This is a genomic window from Microvirga sp. 2MCAF38 (assembly GCF_052115485.1).
Lineage (GTDB): Bacteria > Pseudomonadota > Alphaproteobacteria > Rhizobiales > Beijerinckiaceae > Microvirga.
In genome coordinates this window covers 136,257-155,227 of record NZ_JBFRGU010000006.1, presented here as the reverse complement: position 1 = coordinate 155,227, position 18,971 = coordinate 136,257, and the positions used below count along the sequence as shown (strand labels likewise).

General features: G+C 61.1%; 17 protein-coding genes. 9 read left to right on the top strand and 8 right to left on the bottom strand.

The window, feature by feature from the left end:
* Positions 1–10 precede the first annotated feature (10 nt).
* Complete coding sequence (locus tag AB4072_RS14095) at positions 11–748, top strand: SDR family NAD(P)-dependent oxidoreductase (RefSeq protein WP_441968841.1); 738 nt, start codon at positions 11–13, stop codon at positions 746–748.
* Positions 749–850: 102 nt separating this feature from the next.
* The gene (locus AB4072_RS14090) at positions 851–1,528 is read left to right on the top strand and encodes an AAA family ATPase (RefSeq protein ID WP_441968839.1); all 678 of its coding nucleotides are present in this window, start codon (positions 851–853) and stop codon (positions 1,526–1,528) included.
* 5 nt (positions 1,529–1,533) lie between these two features.
* Here AB4072_RS14090 and AB4072_RS14085 read toward each other — a convergent pair whose 3' ends face one another.
* On the bottom strand, positions 1,534–2,007 hold the full coding sequence (locus tag AB4072_RS14085; RefSeq protein ID WP_441968837.1) for an opioid growth factor receptor-related protein: 474 nt from the start codon (positions 2,005–2,007) through the stop codon (positions 1,534–1,536).
* Between the two features lie 214 nt (positions 2,008–2,221).
* Here AB4072_RS14085 and AB4072_RS14080 point away from each other — a divergent pair, with 214 nt between their 5' ends.
* From AB4072_RS14080 to AB4072_RS14055, 6 genes are all read left to right on the top strand, one after another.
* Positions 2,222–3,946, top strand: a complete 1,725-nt coding sequence (locus AB4072_RS14080) for an adenylate/guanylate cyclase domain-containing protein (RefSeq protein WP_441968835.1) — start codon at positions 2,222–2,224, stop codon at positions 3,944–3,946.
* A 46-nt stretch (positions 3,947–3,992) separates the two neighbouring features.
* A complete protein-coding gene (locus tag AB4072_RS14075) occupies positions 3,993–5,045 on the top strand; it encodes a type III polyketide synthase (protein ID WP_441968833.1) in 1,053 nt (350 codons plus the stop codon).
* Positions 5,042–5,557 carry an isoprenylcysteine carboxyl methyltransferase family protein gene (locus AB4072_RS14070; RefSeq protein WP_441968831.1) on the top strand — a complete coding sequence of 172 codons (516 nt, stop codon included), beginning with the start codon at positions 5,042–5,044 and terminating at the stop codon, positions 5,555–5,557. The genes AB4072_RS14075 and AB4072_RS14070 overlap by 4 nt, the downstream gene beginning before the upstream one ends.
* A 97-nt stretch (positions 5,558–5,654) precedes the next feature.
* Positions 5,655–8,048, top strand: coding sequence for a transketolase-like TK C-terminal-containing protein (locus AB4072_RS14065; protein ID WP_441968829.1), 2,394 nt, complete (start codon positions 5,655–5,657; stop codon positions 8,046–8,048).
* Positions 8,049–8,112: 64 nt separating this feature from the next.
* Positions 8,113–9,540 (top strand): cardiolipin synthase, encoded by a 1,428-nt coding sequence (cls, locus tag AB4072_RS14060; RefSeq protein ID WP_441968827.1) that lies wholly within the window; start codon positions 8,113–8,115, stop codon positions 9,538–9,540.
* 94 nt (positions 9,541–9,634) lie between these two features.
* The gene (locus tag AB4072_RS14055; protein WP_441968825.1) at positions 9,635–10,672 is read left to right on the top strand and encodes a DmpA family aminopeptidase; all 1,038 of its coding nucleotides are present in this window, start codon (positions 9,635–9,637) and stop codon (positions 10,670–10,672) included.
* A 3-nt stretch (positions 10,673–10,675) separates the two neighbouring features.
* Here AB4072_RS14055 and AB4072_RS14050 read toward each other — a convergent pair whose 3' ends face one another.
* The 7 genes from AB4072_RS14050 to AB4072_RS14020 all read right to left on the bottom strand — a co-directional run bounded on the left by AB4072_RS14050 (position 10,676) and on the right by AB4072_RS14020 (position 18,455).
* Positions 10,676–11,590 carry an ABC transporter permease gene (locus tag AB4072_RS14050; RefSeq protein WP_441968823.1) on the bottom strand — a complete coding sequence of 305 codons (915 nt, stop codon included), beginning with the start codon at positions 11,588–11,590 and terminating at the stop codon, positions 10,676–10,678.
* Positions 11,587–12,540 (bottom strand): ABC transporter permease, encoded by a 954-nt coding sequence (locus AB4072_RS14045; RefSeq protein ID WP_441968821.1) that lies wholly within the window; start codon positions 12,538–12,540, stop codon positions 11,587–11,589. The genes AB4072_RS14050 and AB4072_RS14045 overlap by 4 nt, the downstream gene beginning before the upstream one ends.
* A complete protein-coding gene (locus AB4072_RS14040; protein ID WP_441968819.1) occupies positions 12,537–13,526 on the bottom strand; it encodes an ABC transporter ATP-binding protein in 990 nt (329 codons plus the stop codon). The genes AB4072_RS14045 and AB4072_RS14040 overlap by 4 nt, the downstream gene beginning before the upstream one ends.
* Entirely contained in the window at positions 13,526–14,539 is a 1,014-nt protein-coding gene (locus AB4072_RS14035; RefSeq protein ID WP_441968817.1) for an ABC transporter ATP-binding protein, read from the bottom strand. Before AB4072_RS14035 ends, AB4072_RS14040 begins: the two co-directional genes overlap by 1 nt.
* A complete protein-coding gene (locus AB4072_RS14030; protein ID WP_441968815.1) occupies positions 14,529–16,181 on the bottom strand; it encodes a peptide ABC transporter substrate-binding protein in 1,653 nt (550 codons plus the stop codon). Before AB4072_RS14030 ends, AB4072_RS14035 begins: the two co-directional genes overlap by 11 nt.
* Before the next feature lie 203 nt (positions 16,182–16,384).
* A complete protein-coding gene (ogt, locus tag AB4072_RS14025) occupies positions 16,385–16,933 on the bottom strand; it encodes a methylated-DNA--[protein]-cysteine S-methyltransferase (RefSeq protein WP_441968813.1) in 549 nt (182 codons plus the stop codon).
* The gene (locus AB4072_RS14020; protein WP_441968811.1) at positions 16,926–18,455 is read right to left on the bottom strand and encodes an AlkA N-terminal domain-containing protein; all 1,530 of its coding nucleotides are present in this window, start codon (positions 18,453–18,455) and stop codon (positions 16,926–16,928) included. Before AB4072_RS14020 ends, ogt begins: the two co-directional genes overlap by 8 nt.
* A gap of 285 nt (positions 18,456–18,740) precedes the next feature.
* Here AB4072_RS14020 and AB4072_RS14015 point away from each other — a divergent pair, with 285 nt between their 5' ends.
* Positions 18,741–18,923 carry a hypothetical protein gene (locus AB4072_RS14015; RefSeq protein WP_441968809.1) on the top strand — a complete coding sequence of 61 codons (183 nt, stop codon included), beginning with the start codon at positions 18,741–18,743 and terminating at the stop codon, positions 18,921–18,923.
* Positions 18,924–18,971: the final 48 nt, after the last annotated feature.

The following is an 18,971-nucleotide window of genomic DNA, read 5'->3' as shown; positions in this document are numbered from 1 at the left end:
ATGGGGCGTCATGCAACGAATCGCGATTTTCGGGGCGACATCGGGCATCGCGGCCGCGACTGCCCGTCTCTGGGCGGAGCGGGGCGAACGGCTTGTGCTCGTGGCGCGGGATGCCGAGGCTCTGGCATCCCTGGCGGTCGAATTTTCTGCTCTCGGCGGCGATGTGGAGACAATTCAGGCCGACTTTGCGGATCTCTCCGCTCTCGGCACCGTTGCGGACAAGGCTTGGAACGCCTTCGGCGGATTGGATGTCGCCTTTATCGCCTATGGCTTCCTGCCCCGGCAGGACCTTACCGAGACGGATCCGACCGCTCTCCAGGAGTCCATTCTTCTCAATTTCACCAGTCCGGCGGTGCTGACGAACAGTCTCGCGCCCCTCTTCGAGGCCCAAAAGGCCGGTCTGATTGCGGTCATCACATCGGTTGCGGGCGACCGGGGGCGGCGCAGCAATTACGCTTATGGGGCGGCCAAGGGTGGCCTGCAGCGCTTTCTCGAAGGGGTGCGGCACCGGCTGCATCGTTCGAAAGTACGGGTGCTCGATATCCGGCCGGGTTTCGTCGCCACCAAGATGACGGCCCATTTGCCGCAGGGTGGCGCTCTGTGGGTAACCGCTGAAAAAATCGCCCCCAGCATCGTCTCCGCCATCGATGGAAAGCGGGAAGTTCTTTATGTGCCGGGTTTCTGGCGGCTCATTCTGCTCCTTGCCAGGGTCCTCCCAAACGTCATTTTCCACAGAACTCCGTGGTGAGTAACGCCGCGCGGCCTGTATACCATTGCAAGGCAACCGTTTATTAAGGAAAGGTTAATTCTCGAGGTACGAGAATTTTCAACGGAATTATCGGGAGCCAGCATGAACGTTTTGGTCTTCGCTTCGCGTAAGGGTGGCTCGGGCAAGAGCACGCTCACCGCGCATCTCGCGGCTCATGCGGCCAAATCTAAGGCTCCGACGCTCCTGATCGACGCGGATCCACAGGGGTCGCTGACGCTCTGGCACCAGATCCGTGGGGAAGAGAACCCGGCCATCAAACGGGGCGTCCGGGGTATCGCCGAGGCGGTCAAGGCCGCCAAGCGCGAGGGTTACGAGTGGGTTTTCATCGATACGCCACCGACCAAATCGTCCGCGATCATCGAGGCCATCAGCACCGCGACCCTGGTCGTCATCCCCAGCCGCCCCAGCGTTTTCGACATCGCGGCCGTGCAGGACACGATTGGGATCTCCCGCGAGCAGCGCAAGCCCTATGCGGTGATTCTCAACGCCGCTCCTGCCAAGCGCAACGACGCGGAGGCCGCCATGGTCACAGACGCCCGTGGCGCCCTGAGCCAACTCCGCGTTCCGGTCTGGGGTGGCCAGATCACCAATAGGGCGGACCTCTCGTTGGCGCTCGCCTATGGCGAAGCGGCGAGCGAGTTCGATGCCGACTCGGCCGGAGCCGAGGAAATCAAGAACCTCTGGAACGCCATCGAGCGCTCCGTGAAGGCGATTAACGGCGCCTACAAGAACGCTCGCGGCGGACGCGCAGCGGCCTGACAAAGTCACGCTTCCCGCGCCTCGGTCCAGTAGCGCAGGTTGCGCGGATTGATCGGGGCGCCGGCCATTTCGTGGCGCGCCATGATGAAGGCGTGAAAATCGCTCGCCGCCTTGGAGTCGGCCAAAAGCCCCAGACTCTTCAGGATTCGCGTGATTCTAAGGTGGTTGTGATCGTTGAAGGTCAGCCACCCGTTCGTTCGCCCGTAGAATTGGCGCATGCGGTCGGTCGCCCTGCCGAGATTGATGAGCGCTCTTCCATCGGCCTTGATCGCGGCGATCTCTTCTGACGTTAGGACAGGCGCGTCCGGCTGCGCCATGCTTCGGGTCGGGAGCGGAAAAAGCCATTGAATGTAATCGTGGATGTATTCGAGATCGTCGTCCGAAAAGGCCAAAACCTCTTCGATGTCGCGGCCACAACCATCCGGTCCGATACCGGAAAGATAGGCGTGTAAGGGGCAGGTCCGGGCCTGTTCCACCATGATCTCCGGCCTTTCTCGCCAAGAATCCAGGTTTGCGCGCGGCTCATAAAAGGCGCGTGTTCCGCCCGATCGAGCAACACGTAATCGTGACCTTTCCGACGGCGCGAGATAGCCTAGAACCTCTGACGGGCGGAGAATCGCGCGTGCGTCGGGACTATCGAGACAAGTCGAGCGGCGGTGACCGGGTTGCAGTCACGCATGTGGGTGTCTTCTGATGCCGATGGTTCGTCCTCAACCCTCTACGGAAGCTGAAAGCGGTGTCCGCTCTCGCGAAGTCCGATTGGTTACGGGCCTCATCCTGGGCCTTTTCCTCCTCACTCATTTTTCAAACCACGCACTCGGGCTGGTTTCCATCGAAGCCATGGAAGAGGGGCGTCGGTGGTTCAACCTTCTGTGGCGCAACCCTATCGGAACGGTCTTTCTTTACGGATCGCTGACCCTGCACTTCGCGCTCGCATTGCAGGCGCTCTTTCGGCGGCGCACCTTGCGCATGCCGTTCAGAGAAGCGGCGCAATTGATCCTTGGCCTCTCGCTACCGTTTCTGCTGATCCCGCATGTGGTGGGAACCCGCGTCGAGTTTGCGCTGACCGGCCGAGCCGTTGGCTATCCCGATGTGGTGCGCGGATTGTGGATGATCGCGCCCGAGAATGGGGTCAGGCAGATCGTCGCTCTCGTGGTCGCGTGGCTTCATGGATGCTTCGGAATCTATTTCTGGCTTCGCGCCAAACGCTGGTTTCCCGATGCGGCGCTAGCGCTTTTCGCGGGAGCCCTTCTCATTCCTGTGCTCGCGCTGCTCGGCTTTGCGGAAGCGGGCAAGGAGATTTCGGCAGATCCGGAGCGCTTCACTTATACGAGCGCGTCGCCGCTTAGCGAAGATCTTCTGCCGGATATTCGCACCTGGCTTTACCTGACTTTCGCCGGATTGATCGGAGCCGTTCTCGTGGCGCGAGGCATCCGCTCGTACAAGATGTTCGCCACGCGCGTTCGCGTCACTTATCCGAGTGGACAGGTTGTGACGGTGCCGCAAGGCTTCAGCGTTCTGGAAGCGAGCCGCATCGCGGGCATTCCGCATCTTTCCGCCTGCGGCGGACGGGGGCGGTGCTCGACCTGCCGCGTTCGGGTGATCGAGGGACTCGACGGGCAGCCGGATGCGACCCAACAGGAGCGGGTGACGCTTGCGAGGATCAAGGCCGGGCCGGATGTGAGGCTCGCTTGCCAACTGAGACCGGTCAAGGATCTCATGGTGGTGCCGATCCTGTCCGCAACCCGGTCCGGTATCGTGATCCCGGCGGGCGGAAACCGCTCTGCCGCCCGGGGCCGCGAGCGCGAACTCGCGGTTCTGTTTTGCGATCTGCGCGGTTTTACGCGTATGACAGAGCGGCGACTTCCGTTCGATACGGTCTTCATTCTCAACCGCTATTTCGAATCCATCGGTCACGCCATTGAGGATGCCGGGGGGCATATCGACAAGTTCATCGGCGACGGCGCGCTTGCGCTCTTCGGTCTCAACGCCAAACCCGAAGAAGCCGCGCGGCAGGCTTATGCCGCGGCCTTGCGTATCATCGAGGCCGTCACGCGCCTCAGCGAAGCTTATGAGAGCGAACTCGATCAGCCGCTTCAAGTGGTTGTCAGCATCCATGCCGGTCCCGCCATCGTTGGCGAGATGGGATATGGCCAAGCGATGGGCCTGACTGCGGTGGGTGACACGATCAATGCGGCCAGCCGCCTCGAGGGGCTCGCGAAAGAACACGGTGCGGAACTGGTGATATCGTCCGAGTTGGCGAAGCGCGCGGGTCTCGATCTTTCCGGTTACGAGCGGCAGACCGTGACGGTCAGAGGCCGTTCCGCGCCGATCGATGCCTGGATCATCAAGGACGCGCGCACGTTGGGACGCGACATCCCTGCCGTGCCGAATGGCGGTGCCCGCCCTACATCCTAGGTGGAAACCGGTCGGCCTTCGAGTCGATCCACCTGGAGAAACGCTCGTGCTTCCCTCCGCAAAATTAATTTCCGTCGCGACGGCCGTGCCGGGGTATGTGTTGCTGCAACGTGATGTGGCTCCGGCGGCGAATGCGATCTTTTCGAATCGCTATAGCGATTATGCGCGCATCGCGCGGGTTTTCGAGACGACCGGGATTCAAAAGCGTCATGCGGTTCGCCCGCTTGAATGGTTTTTCGAGCCGCATGGCTGGCCGGAGCGAACGGCGGCCTATCTGGAAGGTGCTCTCGATCTGTTCGTCAAAGCTGCGAAAAGTGCGCTCGATGATGCCGCACTGGATGCCCGCGACATCGACACCATCGTCACCGTCTCATCGACGGGGATCGCCACACCGAGTCTCGAAGCGCGGGCTTTCGGAGCGATGGGCTTTCGCGAGAACGTGCATCGCGTGCCGGTCTTCGGGTTGGGCTGCGCGGGAGGTGTCACCGGCCTCGCGATTGCCGCGAAACTCGCACAGGCCCGGCCGGGCACGAACGTCCTCGTCGTTGCGGTCGAACTCTGCACGCTGTCCTTCCGCCTCGATGAGTTGACGAAGGCCAATATTGTCGCGACGGCTCTCTTCGGCGATGGCGCCGCCGCCTGCATCCTGCGCGTGACGGATGAGGGGATCGCGGAGGTCGAAGCGTCGGGCGAGCACACCTGGCCGGATACGCTCGACATCATGGGCTGGAATGTGGATCCGCAGGGGTTCGGCGTCGTTTTTGCCCGCGCCATCCCGCCTTTCGCGGAGGCGCATATGGGGCCTGCCATCGAGGGCATTCTGGCAAGCGCGGGCTTGAGCCTTTCCGATGTTGATCGCTTCATCTGCCATCCGGGAGGCAAGAAGGTCATCGTGGCATTGGAACGAGCGCTGTCGCTCGATCAGGGATCGCTCGATCACGAGCGGCATGTTCTCGCCGAATACGGAAATATGTCCGCGCCAACCGTGCTGTTTGTGCTCGCGCGTGCCATCGAGGCGGGATTGCCCCGCCGCTCCCTGCTCAGCGCCTTGGGTCCCGGTTTCACGGCAAGCTGTGTGTCGCTGAAGAAGGCCGCATGATGCTCTCGGTCGCGATCCTCGCCTTTGTGACAGTCGAGCGGTTGGGAGAGCTCTGGTTCGCACGCCGCAACACGCAGGGGCTTCTGGCGAGAGGGGCCTACGAGTTCGCACCGGAGCATTATCCGCTGATTGTGGCCCTTCATGCGGCCTGGCTTGGCGGACTTTGGTTCATCAGCTGGGACCGGCCGGTCAATCTTGTCTGGCTCTTGGTCTTCGTGCTCTTGCAGGTTCTTCGCGCCTGGGTGCTTTTGACCCTTCGCGAGCGCTGGACCACGCGCATCATCATCGTGCCGAACGAGAAGCTGGTGCGGGAAGGCCCCTATCGCTGGATTTCGCACCCGAACTACGTGGTGGTCGCGGGCGAAATCGCGGTTCTGCCGCTGGTTTTCGGGCTGCCGCTCTATGCACTCGTTTTTTCAATACTCAACGGGTGCGTTCTGGCCATTCGCATAAGGGCGGAGAACGCCGCGCTTGCCAGGGGAAGCCTCAAGGGATCAATATCCGCGCCATAACTTAGAGCGCATCGTGACCGGTGCGACGAGCGATTCGATTTTCAAAGGCGCCAAGCAAGATGCGCCTGAAATCGGATCGGCTCCTGGAGGATGACATATGGCCGATTCCCGCCTGGCTTATCTGGCTGCTCTCGAGCGCAAGATTCTCTGGCTCTCGAGCTGGACGATCCATAATGCGAACCATCTTCGCGCCCATGAGGATGGCTTGAAGATCGGCGGTCATCAGGCATCCTCGGCCTCGCTGTCAACCATCATGACGGCGCTCTATCTCGCGGTGCTGAAGCCTGAGGATCGGGTGGCGGTGAAACCCCATGCGAGCCCGGTTTTCCACGCCATCCAATATCTGCTGGGCCACCAGACCCGCGAGAAGCTTGAGAATTTCCGGGGCTACAAGGGCGCGCAATCCTATCCTTCCCGTACCAAGGACGTGGACGATGTGGATTTCTCCACCGGTTCGGTGGGATTGGGCGTGGCGCAGACCCTCTTCGCGAGTCTCGTTCAGGATTATGTGAAAGCCCACGATTGGGCGAAGGATCACCGCGAGGGCCGCATGATCGCCCTCGTGGGCGATGCCGAGATGGACGAGGGCAATATCTTCGAGGCGTTGCTGGAGGGCTGGAAGCAAGGCCTGCGCAACACGTGGTGGATCATCGACTACAACCGCCAAAGTCTCGACGCGGTCGTGCGCGAGGGACTCTATTCCCGCTTTGAGGCTTTGTTTCGCTCCTTCGGGTGGGACGTGGTGGTGCTCAAGCACGGCTCGCTCATGGAAGCGGCTTTCCGCGAGCCGGGGGGCGACAAGCTGCGCACGTGGATCGACACCTGCCCGAACCAGCTCTATTCCGCGCTGACGTTCCAGGGCGGCGCGGCATGGCGCAAGCGCCTGCTCGACGATCTCGGCGATCAGGGCGCCGTGACGCGCCTGATCGAGAAGCGCTCCGATGAGGAACTGGCGCGGCTCATGAGCAATCTCGGCGGACACGATCTGCCGAACCTGCTCAAGGCCTTCGAATCCATCGACCACGACCGGCCGACGGTTTTCATCGCCTATACGATCAAGGGCTTCGGCCTGCCTCTCGCGGGCCACAAGGATAACCACGCGGGCCTTTTGACGCCGACGCAGATGGAGGGTTTCCGCAAAGCCTCCAAAGTGCGGGCCGGTCATGAATGGGACAAGTTCGAAGGTCTGGAAATCCCCGCGCCGGATGTTGAGCGCTTCCTCGCTTCCGTGCCCTTCAACGTCAGGGGGACTCGTCGCCATCAGGCCGCGCGCGTTCCGGTTCCCGAGACCTTGGTGACGCCGCAGCAGCCGTCCATGTCGACGCAGCAGGGCTTCGGACTCATTCTTCACGAACTGGCGCGGTCGGACACGGCGCTCGCGGATCGTATCGTTACCACCGCGCCGGATGTGACTGTCTCGACCAATCTCGGTGCATGGGTCAATCGGCGTGGGCTGTTCGCGCGAAACGAGATGAAGGATCTCTTCAAATCGGAGCGCATCCCTTCCACCTTCACCTGGGATTTCGGACCGAAGGGACAGCATATCGAACTCGGCATCGCCGAGATGAATCTGTTCATTCTGCTCTCGGCACTCGGCCTTTCGCATTCGCTGTTCGGCGAGCGCATTCTGCCCATCGGCACGCTTTACGATCCATTCATCGCACGCGGTCTCGATGCGCTGAACTATGCTTGCTATCAGGATGCGCGTTTCATCGTCGCGGCGACACCTTCGGGCGTCACGCTCGCCCCGGAGGGTGGCGCACATCAATCCATCGGAACGCCATTGATCGGTTTGGCACAGGACGGTCTTGCGAGCTTCGAGCCGGCTTTCGTCGATGAATTATCGGTGATCCTCCGGTGGGCATTCGACTACATGCAGCGCGATGGGGAAGGGGAGGCGAGCGAGCGTTCGTGGCTGCGCGACGAGACCGGCGGCTCAGTCTACTTACGCCTGTCCACGCTTGCGCTGGATCAGCCGCAACGAAACCTGACTCCTGAACTCACGGAAGAGATCGTGGACGGTGCGTATTGGATGCGCAAACCCGGCCCGAATGCGCAAGTCATCATTGCTTATACGGGCGTCGTCGCACCGGAAGCGATTAAGGCGGTTGGGCTTATGGCGGAGGATCGCCGCGATGTCGGGCTGCTCGCCATCACTTCCGCCGACAGGCTCAATGCGGGCTGGACGGCAGCTCAGCGCGCCCGTGAGCGCGGGCTCGTGCATGCGCGCTCCCATATCGAGAGGCTTCTTGCCGACGTTCCGCCTCATTGCGGTCTCGTGACCGTCATCGACGGGCATCCGGCAACGCTTGCGTGGCTCGGCTCCGTCATGGGCCATCGCACACGCTCTCTGGGAGTCGAGCATTTCGGGCAGACCGGAACCGTGCAGGATCTCTACCGCCATTTCGGCATTGACGCGCAAGGCATCATCGCGGCGGCCGAGATGATCGCGCCGGGGCGGCCCATTCGCTATCTGAAGGCGCTCGGCTAAAAAGCTTTCGAAGCAGTCCTTTCCCTTCCTGTAGCATGATCCGACAACAGGAGTAGACGCGAAGATGCACTTCAACGAGGGAGGCACGTGGGCGCTTCTGTATCTCGCGTCGGAATGGATCATCCGGCTGGTGATGGTCATCGTCGTTCCGGTGCGGCGCTCGCCTGATGCGGCGAAGGGGTGGCTGCTTCTGGCCTTCTTCCTGCCCTGGCCTGCGCTCGTTCTCTACATTCTGATCGGCCGCCCATCCTATCCGAGCTGGCGCATCGAGCGCGTGCTCCAACTTCCCGGCCTTTTGCGCGGCGCTCTTGCGCGCACAGCCCCTTTCTCGTTGCCTGTTGCAGGGTCATCGGTTGTCGTTGAAACACGGGAGCTTGTCGAGAAGCTCGGTCGCTTTCCTGCTTTGTCCGGCAATCAGGTGGAATTGCTGCCCGATTACGACAAGTCGATTAATGCGCTGATTGCGGATATCGATAGGGCCGAGAAGCACGTCCATCTTCTCTACTTCATCTTCTCCGATGACCGCATCGGGCAGAAAGTGATGGAGGCATTGGCGCGCGCTGTCACGCGCGGCGTTACCTGCCGTGTGTTGATCGACGCGGTCGGTTCGCGCCCGTGGGGGCGCAATGTGATTGCACAACTGACAGCTTCCGGCGTTTCGGCGCATGTGGTGTTGCCGATCAAGCTACGGTGGCATCCGGCGCGGGTCGATTTGCGCAACCACCGCAAGATTGCGGTCATCGACGGTCGCGTCGGTTATACCGGCTCGCAGAATATCGTCGCTTCCGACTTCAAACCCGGCATTGTCAATCGGGAACTCGTCGCGCGGACGCAAGGGCCGGTTACGACACAATTGCAGGCCGTCTTCGCTGCCGACTGGTTTCTGGAGACGCAGGAGACGCTTCTCATCGAAGACATCACGCCGGAGCAGGTGTCCGCAGGCCCTGTGCAGGCTCAGGTGTTGCCGAGCGGCCCGGATTATCCGGGCTCGGAAATCGAAAGCCTCATCGTCACGCTCATCTATGGCGCATACAAGCGCGTGGTGATGACGACGCCGTATTTCATTCCCGACGCCTCGCTCTTGAAAGCTCTCGAGACCGCCGCCTTGCGCGGCGTCGATGTTCATATCGTCGTGTCGCGCGTGGCCGATCATCGGCTCGTCAATCTGGCGCAACGCTCCTATTATGACGAGTTGCTCGACGCCGGTGTGAAGATTCATCTGTTCGGGGAAGGGTTGTTGCATGCCAAGAGCTTCACCTTCGACGGCGGAATCGGCATCGTCGGGTCAAGCAATGTCGATATCCGTTCGTTCATTTTGAACTCGGAAGTGAGCCTCATCGTCTATGATCAGGAGACGACCGCTCGTCTCTATGCGGAGCAGGAAAGCTGCTTTGCATCGAGCGAACTCCTTGATCTCTCAGTGTGGCGCGTGCGCCCGGCAGTGGTGAAGCTCTGCGAGAACCTCGCACGCCTGATTAGTCCATTGCTCTAGAGCACGATCTATACCGTCTTCTATTCTGATCGACTGACCGTTCCACCACGTGATACAGGGGCGATAATATCCGTGGCACTTCCGGTTGAACGATATGACAAAACTCGCTCGCGATTTCGGTTTATCCTTCGGCAATCTGCCGCCCGGAACACAAAACGCGATTACCGATGTTCCGGGCGTCCAGGTCGGGCATGTGACTATTGTGGACGGGGATCTGCGGACGGGCGTGACGGCGATCTTGCCGCATTCCGGCAATATGTATCGCGAGAAAGTGCGCGCCGCTGCCGATGTCATCAACGGCTTCGGGAAGAGCGCCGGTCTGATCCAGGTGGACGAACTCGGCACGATTGAGACGCCGATCCTGCTCACCAACACATTCGGTGTCGGGGCCTGCGCGAACGCGTTGATCCGCCGCGCTGTCGCCGACAATGCCGATATCGGGCGCACGACCGCGACGGTGAATCCGGTGGTCTGCGAATGCAACGACGGCTGGCTCAGCGACATTCAGGCCATGGCCGTGACGGAGGAGACGGCTTTCGCCGCGCTCGATGCGGCAAAGGACGGCGCAGTCACCCAAGGTGCGGTAGGTGCGGGCACCGGAATGAGCTGCTTCGGGTTTAAAGGCGGCATCGGTACCGCCTCTCGTCGCTTGTCCCTCGACGGATCGGATTATCATCTGGGCGTGCTGGTTCTGGCGAATTTCGGTCGCGTCGGGGATCTTATCCTGCCCGATGGCCGCAGGCCTGTTCCCGATGCTCTCCCTCAGGCCGAGCGCGGTTCGATCATTGCCGTTCTCGCCACCGACATCCCGCTGGAACACCGTCAATTGCGACGCGTCTCACGGCGCTGCGGAGCGGGCTTCGCGCGGCTCGGAGCGTTCTGGGGGCACGGAAGCGGCGACATCGCGCTGGGTTTCTCGACCGCCTCGCGCGTTCACCACGACGAGCGCCGGGATCTCATCGGGATGCGTGTTCTGAATGAAGACCGCATCGACGATCTGTTCCGCGCCACGACGGACGCGACACAGGAGGCTGTTCTCAATGCCATGTGCTGCGCGCCAGAAATGACCGGACGCGCCGGCCATCATCGCCCTTCACTCGGCGACTGGCTCGCCGCAAATGATCACAAATGAGCCCTATTCGGCTCGCGGATCAAAGGCATCCTGCAAGCCATCGCCGATGAAATTGACCGAGACGACGGTGATGAAGATGAGGAGGCCGGGATAAATCGCCAAAGCGGGCGCTGTCGTCACCAGCTCCTGCGCGTTGTTCAGCATGTTGCCCCAGCTTGGCGTCGGCGGCACGATTCCGAAGCCGAGGAAGCTCAGGACCGCCTCGAACAGGATGACGGTGCCGAACACCTGGCTCGATGCAACGATGATCGGGGCGGTGACATTGGGCAACACATGTCGCCAAAGGACGCGAACCGCGCTTGCCCCGGAAACGCGGGCGGCCGATACAAATTCCCGCTCGCGGATGCTCAATGTCGAGGCCCTGACGAGCCGCGCGATTTGTGTCCATTCGATCAACGCGATGATCAGAACGATGCGATAGAAACTCGCCGCGCCCGAGCGCGCGAAATCGGTCGAGAAGCCGAGCTTCGTGAGATCGATGGCCGCGAGCACGATGAGAAGCGGCAGAAGTGGAAGCGCGATGACGCCGTCTGTAATGCGCATCAGCGCCGCATCGATGCGGCCTCCAAAGTACCCGGCGCCGAGACCGACCGCGATCCCGAGTATGGCGCTGAGCAAGGTGGCGGAAAATCCCACCGCGAGCGAGACCTGTCCGCCATACATCAGGCGGATCAGAACGTCGCGGCCCAGCTCATCGTTACCGAGCCAGTGCTTGGTCGAAGGGGGATCGAAGCGAGAGAGAAGATCGGCATTGGTGGCGTCGATCTCCAGAAAATTCTCGAGAGGTGTCGCCGCAAACGAGAACACAATCAGCGCGACGAGCACCAGAAGCGAGAAGAGGGCCGCCCTGTTGCGTCGAAAGCGCCGCCAACGCCGTTGCCACGGCGACGCGTGTGGTTGAGCGATGGCTACGGTCATGTCGCCGAGATCCTTGGGTCGAGCCACGCATAGGTCAGATCCGCCAGCAGGTTGCCGACTAACGTCGCGAAGGTGGCGAACAGCAATGCGACCAGCGCGAGATTGAAATCGTTGCCGAGAATGGCGTCATAGATGGTCTTGCCCAACCCACGTTGCGCGAACATCGTCTCTGTGATGAGCGCGCCGGAGAACAGCGCGCCGAACCGAAGGCCGATCACGGTGACGACCGGCGTCAGCGCGTTTGGCAAAGCGTGGCGGAAAACGACGCGTCGCTCCTTCGCTCCCTTGGCTCGCGCCGTGCGAATGAAATCCATCCGTAACGTTTCGATCATGGAGGAGCGCGCATATCGTGTGATTCCGCCGACCTGCGCGATCACGAGGGTGGTGACCGGTAGAACGAGATATTGAAGGGCTGCCCATATTCCCGTGGCGTCGGACGGGCCCATGCCGCTCGCGGGCAACCAGCCGAGCCAGACGGCAAAAACGAGAATGAGAAGCAAAGCCAACCAGAAGGTCGGCATCGAGATTCCGGCAAAGGCCAGGAAGCTGAGCACCGTGTCGAAGCGGCCACCCGGGCGAATGGCTGCGCGCACGCCGAGCGCGATCGACAGGACGCTGCTGATGACGAGTGTCAGAGTGACGAGCTTTGTCGTTTGCCACAGGGCGGGGCCGATGATTTCGAGAGTTGGGCGTGCAAAGACGCGCGAAAAGCCGAAATCGCCGTGGAGCGCCGCAGTCAACCAGTGCCAATAGCGTGTGACGAGCGGCTGATCGAGCCCGTGAAGCGCACGCAAGCGATCCGCATCCGCTGCCGTCATGCCCGGATTCGACATGACCATGAGATCGATGGGGTCACCCGGCATCAATCCGATCAAGCCGTAGATGACGAATGACATCACGAAGAGAACAGCGACCATTCCGAGAAGACGACGCAGGAGATAGGTGCTCATGCGACGTTCTCCTTCACCTCGGCAAAGTGGCAGGCGACTGTTTGTCCCGGATTCGTCGATAGCGGGCTCAAGGCCGGCCTCTCGACGCGACAAATATCCTTGGCGAGAGGGCAGCGCGGATGGAAGGCGCAGCCTGTCGGAAGAGCGAGAGGGCTCGGCAGATCACCTGCGATCAAGGTGCGTTTTCGTCGCCCTTGCCCGATGCGCGGAACCGCTGCCAGCAGCCCTTGTGTATAAGGATGACGGGGGGACGCGAACAACGTGTCGCGATCGGCCACCTCGACCAGGCGGCCGAGATACATGACGGCGACGCGGTCCGCCAGATGGTGGACGGCGGCGAGATCGTGGCTGATGAACAGGTAGCTCAACCCGCGCTGACGCTTGAGGGTTTGAAGCAGATTGAGAGTCTGGCTCTGGATCGAAACGTCGAGGGCTGAGAGCGGTTCGTCAGCCACAATCAATTCTGGATCGGGTGCGAGCGCCCGCGCGATGGCGATGCGCTGTCGTTGACCGCCGGAGAACTCGTGCGGATAACGCGCGAGTGCATCGGGCGGCAGTCCGACCTGAATCATCAGGTCGGCAACCCGGTTCGTCCGCTCTTCTGCGGTTCCGATCCCGTTGATATCCAGCGGCTCCAACAGGATCTGGCGAACATTCATGCGCGGATCGAGGGAGGAGAAGGGATCTTGAAATACCATCTGGATCGCGCGCCGCGCGATGTGCCGCTCGCTGCGTGGGCGATGAAAGGGATCCCGTCCATGCAGGCGTACCACGTCCTTCTGGACTTTGGTCAGGCCTGCAACGGCGCGCCCGACGGTGGTCTTGCCGCAGCCGCTTTCGCCGACAAGCGCCAGCGTTTCGCCGACAGCGATGTCGAAGGTGATGTCCTGGGCAGCATGGACGACACGGCGTCGACCGGAAAACAGCCGGTGGCCATCAAGAGGAAAGCTGATGTTCAGTCGTTCAACCGAAAGCAGGACGGACATCAGGAGACCTTGTGGCAGGCGACGTCATGGCCCAGTCCGACCGGGCGCAGAACCGGAGCGATCGAGCGGCACGTGGCATCGGCTTTCGGGCAGCGCCCAGCGAACCGGCAACCCGCGATGCCGTGATAATGACTCGGAACCGTGCCGGTGATGACCGGCAGGACGTCCTGGCGATGGCCGATCTCCGGCAAGGTCTCGATCAAGCCTTGCGTGTAGGGATGCAGAGGTTGCGAGAAAAGCACCTGCGCGCTCGCCCGCTCCACGATCTGCCCGGCATACATGACGATGACATCGTCGGCGATTTCGGAAACGACGGCGAGATTGTGGCTGATGAATTGCACAGCCATGCCAATTTCGTCCTGCAATTGCTGCATCAATTCGAGTATCTGGGCCTGGATCGTCACGTCGAGCGCTGTCGTCGGCTCGTCGGCGACGAGAACGTCGGGGCGGCAGGCAAGCGCCATCGCGATCACGGCGCGCTGGCGCATGCCGCCGGAGAGCTGATGCGGATAGGCCTTTGCGCGCTCCGCTGCGGAGGGAATGCCCACGAGACGAAGCTGTTCGATAGCGCGCTCGCGTGCTTCCGCTTTCTTCAGACCTTCGTGAATGATCAGCACTTCGGCGATCTGGTCGCCGATCCGCATGGCGGGATTGAGCGCCGTCATCGGCTCCTGAAAAACCATCGCGACACGCTGTCCGCGTATCTCGGGCCATTCGGTCGACGAGAGGTTGGACAGATCACGCCCGTTGAGGACAATGCGCCCGTCTGTGCGTCCCGGTGCCGGCACGAGGCCCAGCACGGCGAGAGCCGTCATCGACTTGCCGCAGCCGCTTTCGCCGACAACGCCGAGCGTGCGGCCGCGCGCAATCGAATAGCTCACGCCATCGACGACACGCTTGCCGCCCTCTGGCGACGGGAAGTCGACAGACAGGTTCTCGACTTCAAGTGCCAGAGGTGTCGAGAGCCCGGGCGAAATGTGCCCGGGCTCGATATCAAGGCGATCAGATCGCATACCACTCCTCAGCCCAATGGGAGCTGACACCGCTGCCCGTCGGTTTTACACCCTTGAGCCATTTCGGCAGTGCGAACGGTTGGACGCGGAAGAAGAGCGGAAGCACCGGCAGTTCCTCAACGTAGATGCGCTGCAAATCGGCCCAGGCTTTTTTGCGGACTTCAGGATTCAGATCGACGAGGATCTTGTCGACCCCGGCGTCGAATTCGGGGTTCGAGAAGGCAGCCATGTTATTGCCGCCCCAATTGTTCCCCTCGACCGGAATCGCAGAGGTATGGAGGATGCGGGACGGCGCTTCGTCCGGGTCGCTCGTCCATGCGTAGAGAGCAAGGCCGCCATAGGCGCGCTTGCGCATCGTCTCACCGAAGAAGGTACGCGCCGGTTCGTTCTTGATGACGACTTCCACGCCGACATCGCGCCATTGGCTCTGCAGCACCTGCTGCACCAGCTCACGCACCTTGTTGCCGGCAGTCGTGCCGAAGTCGAGTGACAGGCGCTGACCTTGCGCATTGACTCGGATCTTGTCTGCGCCCGGCTTCCAGCCTGCCTCGTCAAGCAGAGCCGCCGCCTTCTTCGGATCGAAAGCGAATGTCGGCGCGTCCTTGTTGAACAAGGGGCTGATCGGAGCAAGGAAGTTATCGGCGACAGGCTCTTTGCCGTCGAATAGCTTCTCGACGAGTGCCTTGCGGTTGAGAGCGTAGAGCAAGGCTTGTCTGACGCGCTTGTCTTGGAAGATCGGGTTGTTCTTCTGAAGGTCGATATGTTCGTAAGTGTAGCTCGGCTTGTAGATGAAGTCGAACTTGGCCTTGTTGGATTTCTCGAGCTCGATCACCTGGTCTGTCGTCAGGCCAATGCCGTCGCCGGCCGCGAAATCAACATCGCCTGACAACACATTGGCTTGCAGGGCCGCCGAGTTTTCGATGATGCGGATCGTGACGCGTTTGAAGTGAGGTGTCTTGCCATACCAATAAGGATTGGGCTCGAGAACGATGGCCGACCCGGACTGGATTTCCTTGATGAGGTAGGGGCCGTTATACAAACCCGGATTCGTCGAGGCACGATTGTAGGCGGTGTTCTTCGGGTATTCCGCGACGCCCACGCTTTTTACAATGGGGTCTTCGATATGTTCCGGCAGAATGCGGAAGCGAGCGAGTTCGTTGTAATCGCTGCGCACCGTCTTGGTATGCAGAACGACGGTCTTGTCGTCGACGACGTCGATCTTGTCGAAGCGATCGTAAGCGTCGAGGCTGAGGAAGCCGGCTTCCTTCTGGCGTCCGAGATTCCAGGTGAACAGCACATCTTTCGCCGTCACCGGAACGCCGTCGCCCCAGGTCGCCTTGGGATTGATCTTGAAGGTGATCGCAATCCCCTTCGTCCCATCGGCGCGGGTTTCGATCTTGGCGAGGCCGTTCTCGATGGTCGGGAGTTCTGTGCAGATCAGGCAGTTGTTCTTGCCGTCGCCGTCGAAGGCCGTGCCCCAGCGAAAGACGAAACCGAGAACGTAGTCCTTCGAGGTGATCGCCTCGTGGTTCGGATTGAGGTTCGACGGATATTGCGTGATGCCGACCGTCAACTGATCCTTGGCGGCAAGAGCGCTGCCGGCGGAGCCCATGAGCGCCAGCAAGGCCAGCGATCCGAGCATGGCTTTTCGAAGCCGTGGCGAAGAAAACACCATTAATTACCCCCAGTATGTTAAAAAGGACAATTAACATGACACGCAAGTTTATAAATTCAAAACACAGATTTTATCGTTATTTATAGACGCCCTTCAGCACTGAATATCAAGAGTTTTGCGCAAACGTTCGCGAGTGTCGCCCCTCTAAACGCACAGAATCGATGGCGTCATTAGAAGGAGAGTGTGAACTGCGAGCTCGTGCTCACTGCAGATTCGTGAGCCAGAAGCCACCGCTTGCGCATCATGCCGCCGCCGTAGCCCGTGAGAGAGCCGTTCGTTCCGACGACGCGATGGCAGGGAACCACAATCCCGATTGGGTTTGCGCCGTTGGCCAGCCCGACAGCACGTACGGCCTTAGGATTGTCGATCCGGCGAGCAAGCTCCGCATACGATATGGTTTCGCCACAGGGGATGCCTCGCAGAGCGGCCCAAACGGCGCGCTGGAAGGGGGTTCCATTGGTCGCCGTCGGCAATTCGTCGATGACGGCGGTGTCGCCCTCGAAATAAGCGTTCATTGTTTCTGTAAGGCCGCCCGGGTTTTTCGCGGGCTCGAGGGTGAACCCGTCCGCGCCATAATGCAGACGCAAGAAGCGGCGGAACCGGTCTTCATGATCCGTCCAATCGAGCATCCGCAAGCGGCCTTGTTCGTCGGCGATGACAACGAGTTCGCCGATGGGAGTCGGGGTGCGGTCTATCAGGAACCGAAGTGCTTCAGCCATGCGACGCATCCTTCGTCGGTATCGTCATTGCAGGATCGGCGGCCCAAAGATGTTGTGCTGCATAAGATCGCCATGGACGCCAGATTTCCGCACGTTGCAAGAGGGCTGCGGGCGTCGGCCGTTCACCGGCTTCGAGGGCGGCTCCCCGCAGGAGGCCGATATCGCTGGCCGGAAAGGCATCCGTCTCCCGAAGAGCGCGCAAGGCAATGTATTGCGCGGTCCACTCGCCGATGCCGCGAATGCCGCGCAAGCGGGCGATAGCGTCTTCGATTGTCCCGAACGGGCGAAACAGATGCCGATCCGCAAGCGCGGCCAGGGCAAGTGCACGAAGGGTTTCGCGTCTCGCGCCGGGCATGCCGAGGGTGCTGAGGTCGGCGGCCGCAACCCGCTCCGGCGAGGGGAAGGCATGAGACAAATGCGGTTGCGCGGTGACAGCCGGCGGCATCGATTCTCCGCACAAGGCTACCAATTGTCCGGCGAGGCGACGCGCGGCGCCAACCGTGACCTGCTGCCCAAGAACGGCGCGGATGGCGAGTTCGAACCCATCCCACCCTCCCGGCGCGCGCAACCCCGGCCGTTGCGCCACAAGCTGCGCGAGAAACGGATCACGGGATAAATGTGCGCCTATGGTTTCGATGTCGGCGCCCAGATCGAAGACGCGACGGACACGCGCGAGGATCGCAGGATAGGCGCGGACATTGGGAAAGCGAATCGTAACGCCGAGACTTTCCTGCACGGGGACATGACGAACTTCGACAGTCCCGAGGGCGCCATCCTGCATAACGGTTCGACGGTAGACGCCGTCCGCCACCTCTTCGACGCCTTCGATTGCGCGTGCCTGGAGGAAGGCGAGCATGGCGGGCCAGTCATAGGGGGGCTTGTAGCGCAGGCGAAGTGTGAGCCCGGTATCCACCGCGGAAGTCTCTGGAAGTTGCGCCGAGGCTTTGCGCCTCAGGGCGCTCGGTGGACGTTGAAACAGGTCGTGGAAAGTCTCATTGAATCGTCTGACGCTGCCGAAGCCCGAGGCCAGGGCCACCTCGGCCAGCGGCATGTGCGTCTCCTGGATGAGTTGCTTGGCGAAGAGAACGCGCCGCGTCTGGGCGACGGCAATAGGCGATGCGCCCAGGTGCTCCTTGAAAAGACGGCGTAACTGTCTCTCGCCGAGCCCGAGCCGTTCCGCGAGTTCGCTGACGCCGGTCTCTTCATTGTCCAAAGCGCCTTCCGCTATGAGGGCGAGCGCGCGAGAAACCGTGTTCGACGTGCCGCGCCAGGAGGCAAAATCAGGCGCGGTCTCGGGGCGGCAGCGCAGGCACGGGCGAAGTCCCGTCTCCTGGGCGGCGGCAGCCGAGGCGAAGAAGTGGCAATTCTCAAATTTCGGCGTTCGGGCGGGGCAGACCGGACGGCAATAGATGCCTGTCGAGAGCACGCCGACGAAGAGGCGCCCGTCGAAACGGGAGTCGCGGGTCTGGAGGGCGCGATAGCAGGCGTCACGGTCGAGCTGGTTCATGTCGATAAGGTTCATGTCCCGACTCTGGCACATGCCGGCGCCGCGCGCTCGCGGTTTTCGGACGTCGCCATCCTGTCAACGCCGGCTCCGAACCGCGAAAGTCGAAAGGACGTAGTGAGCAGCGGAGTATTTTATTTTTTAGATTTGTCTGAATGTAGAAAATTACAATCTAAATTTCAAAGAAGTGAATATAAATATCACAAAATGAAGCTGAAGCACGACTTGTTTTGAGATCAATATTTAATCGAGTTGAAAAATCACTTATTCTCGCGCCTGAATTTGCCGCAGCGAGACCACAAGATGCATTCTTCGTCTCTTCGATATGGAAAGATCTTCGCCATCGCAGCCTTCTGGCTGATCGTCTGCGGTATCGTTGCAAGTCGCGTGGCGTTTTTTGACGGCATCGTCGCGTCTGTCGCGGCCAAAAGCGCCGGCACAGCGAGTGCTTCGCAGGGCACTAACGAGCCAGTGGCGAGACCGTAGCGGCACGGCAGCTTTCTCAATTCAGGTTGGTCGGAGTGGGCGTGTGTC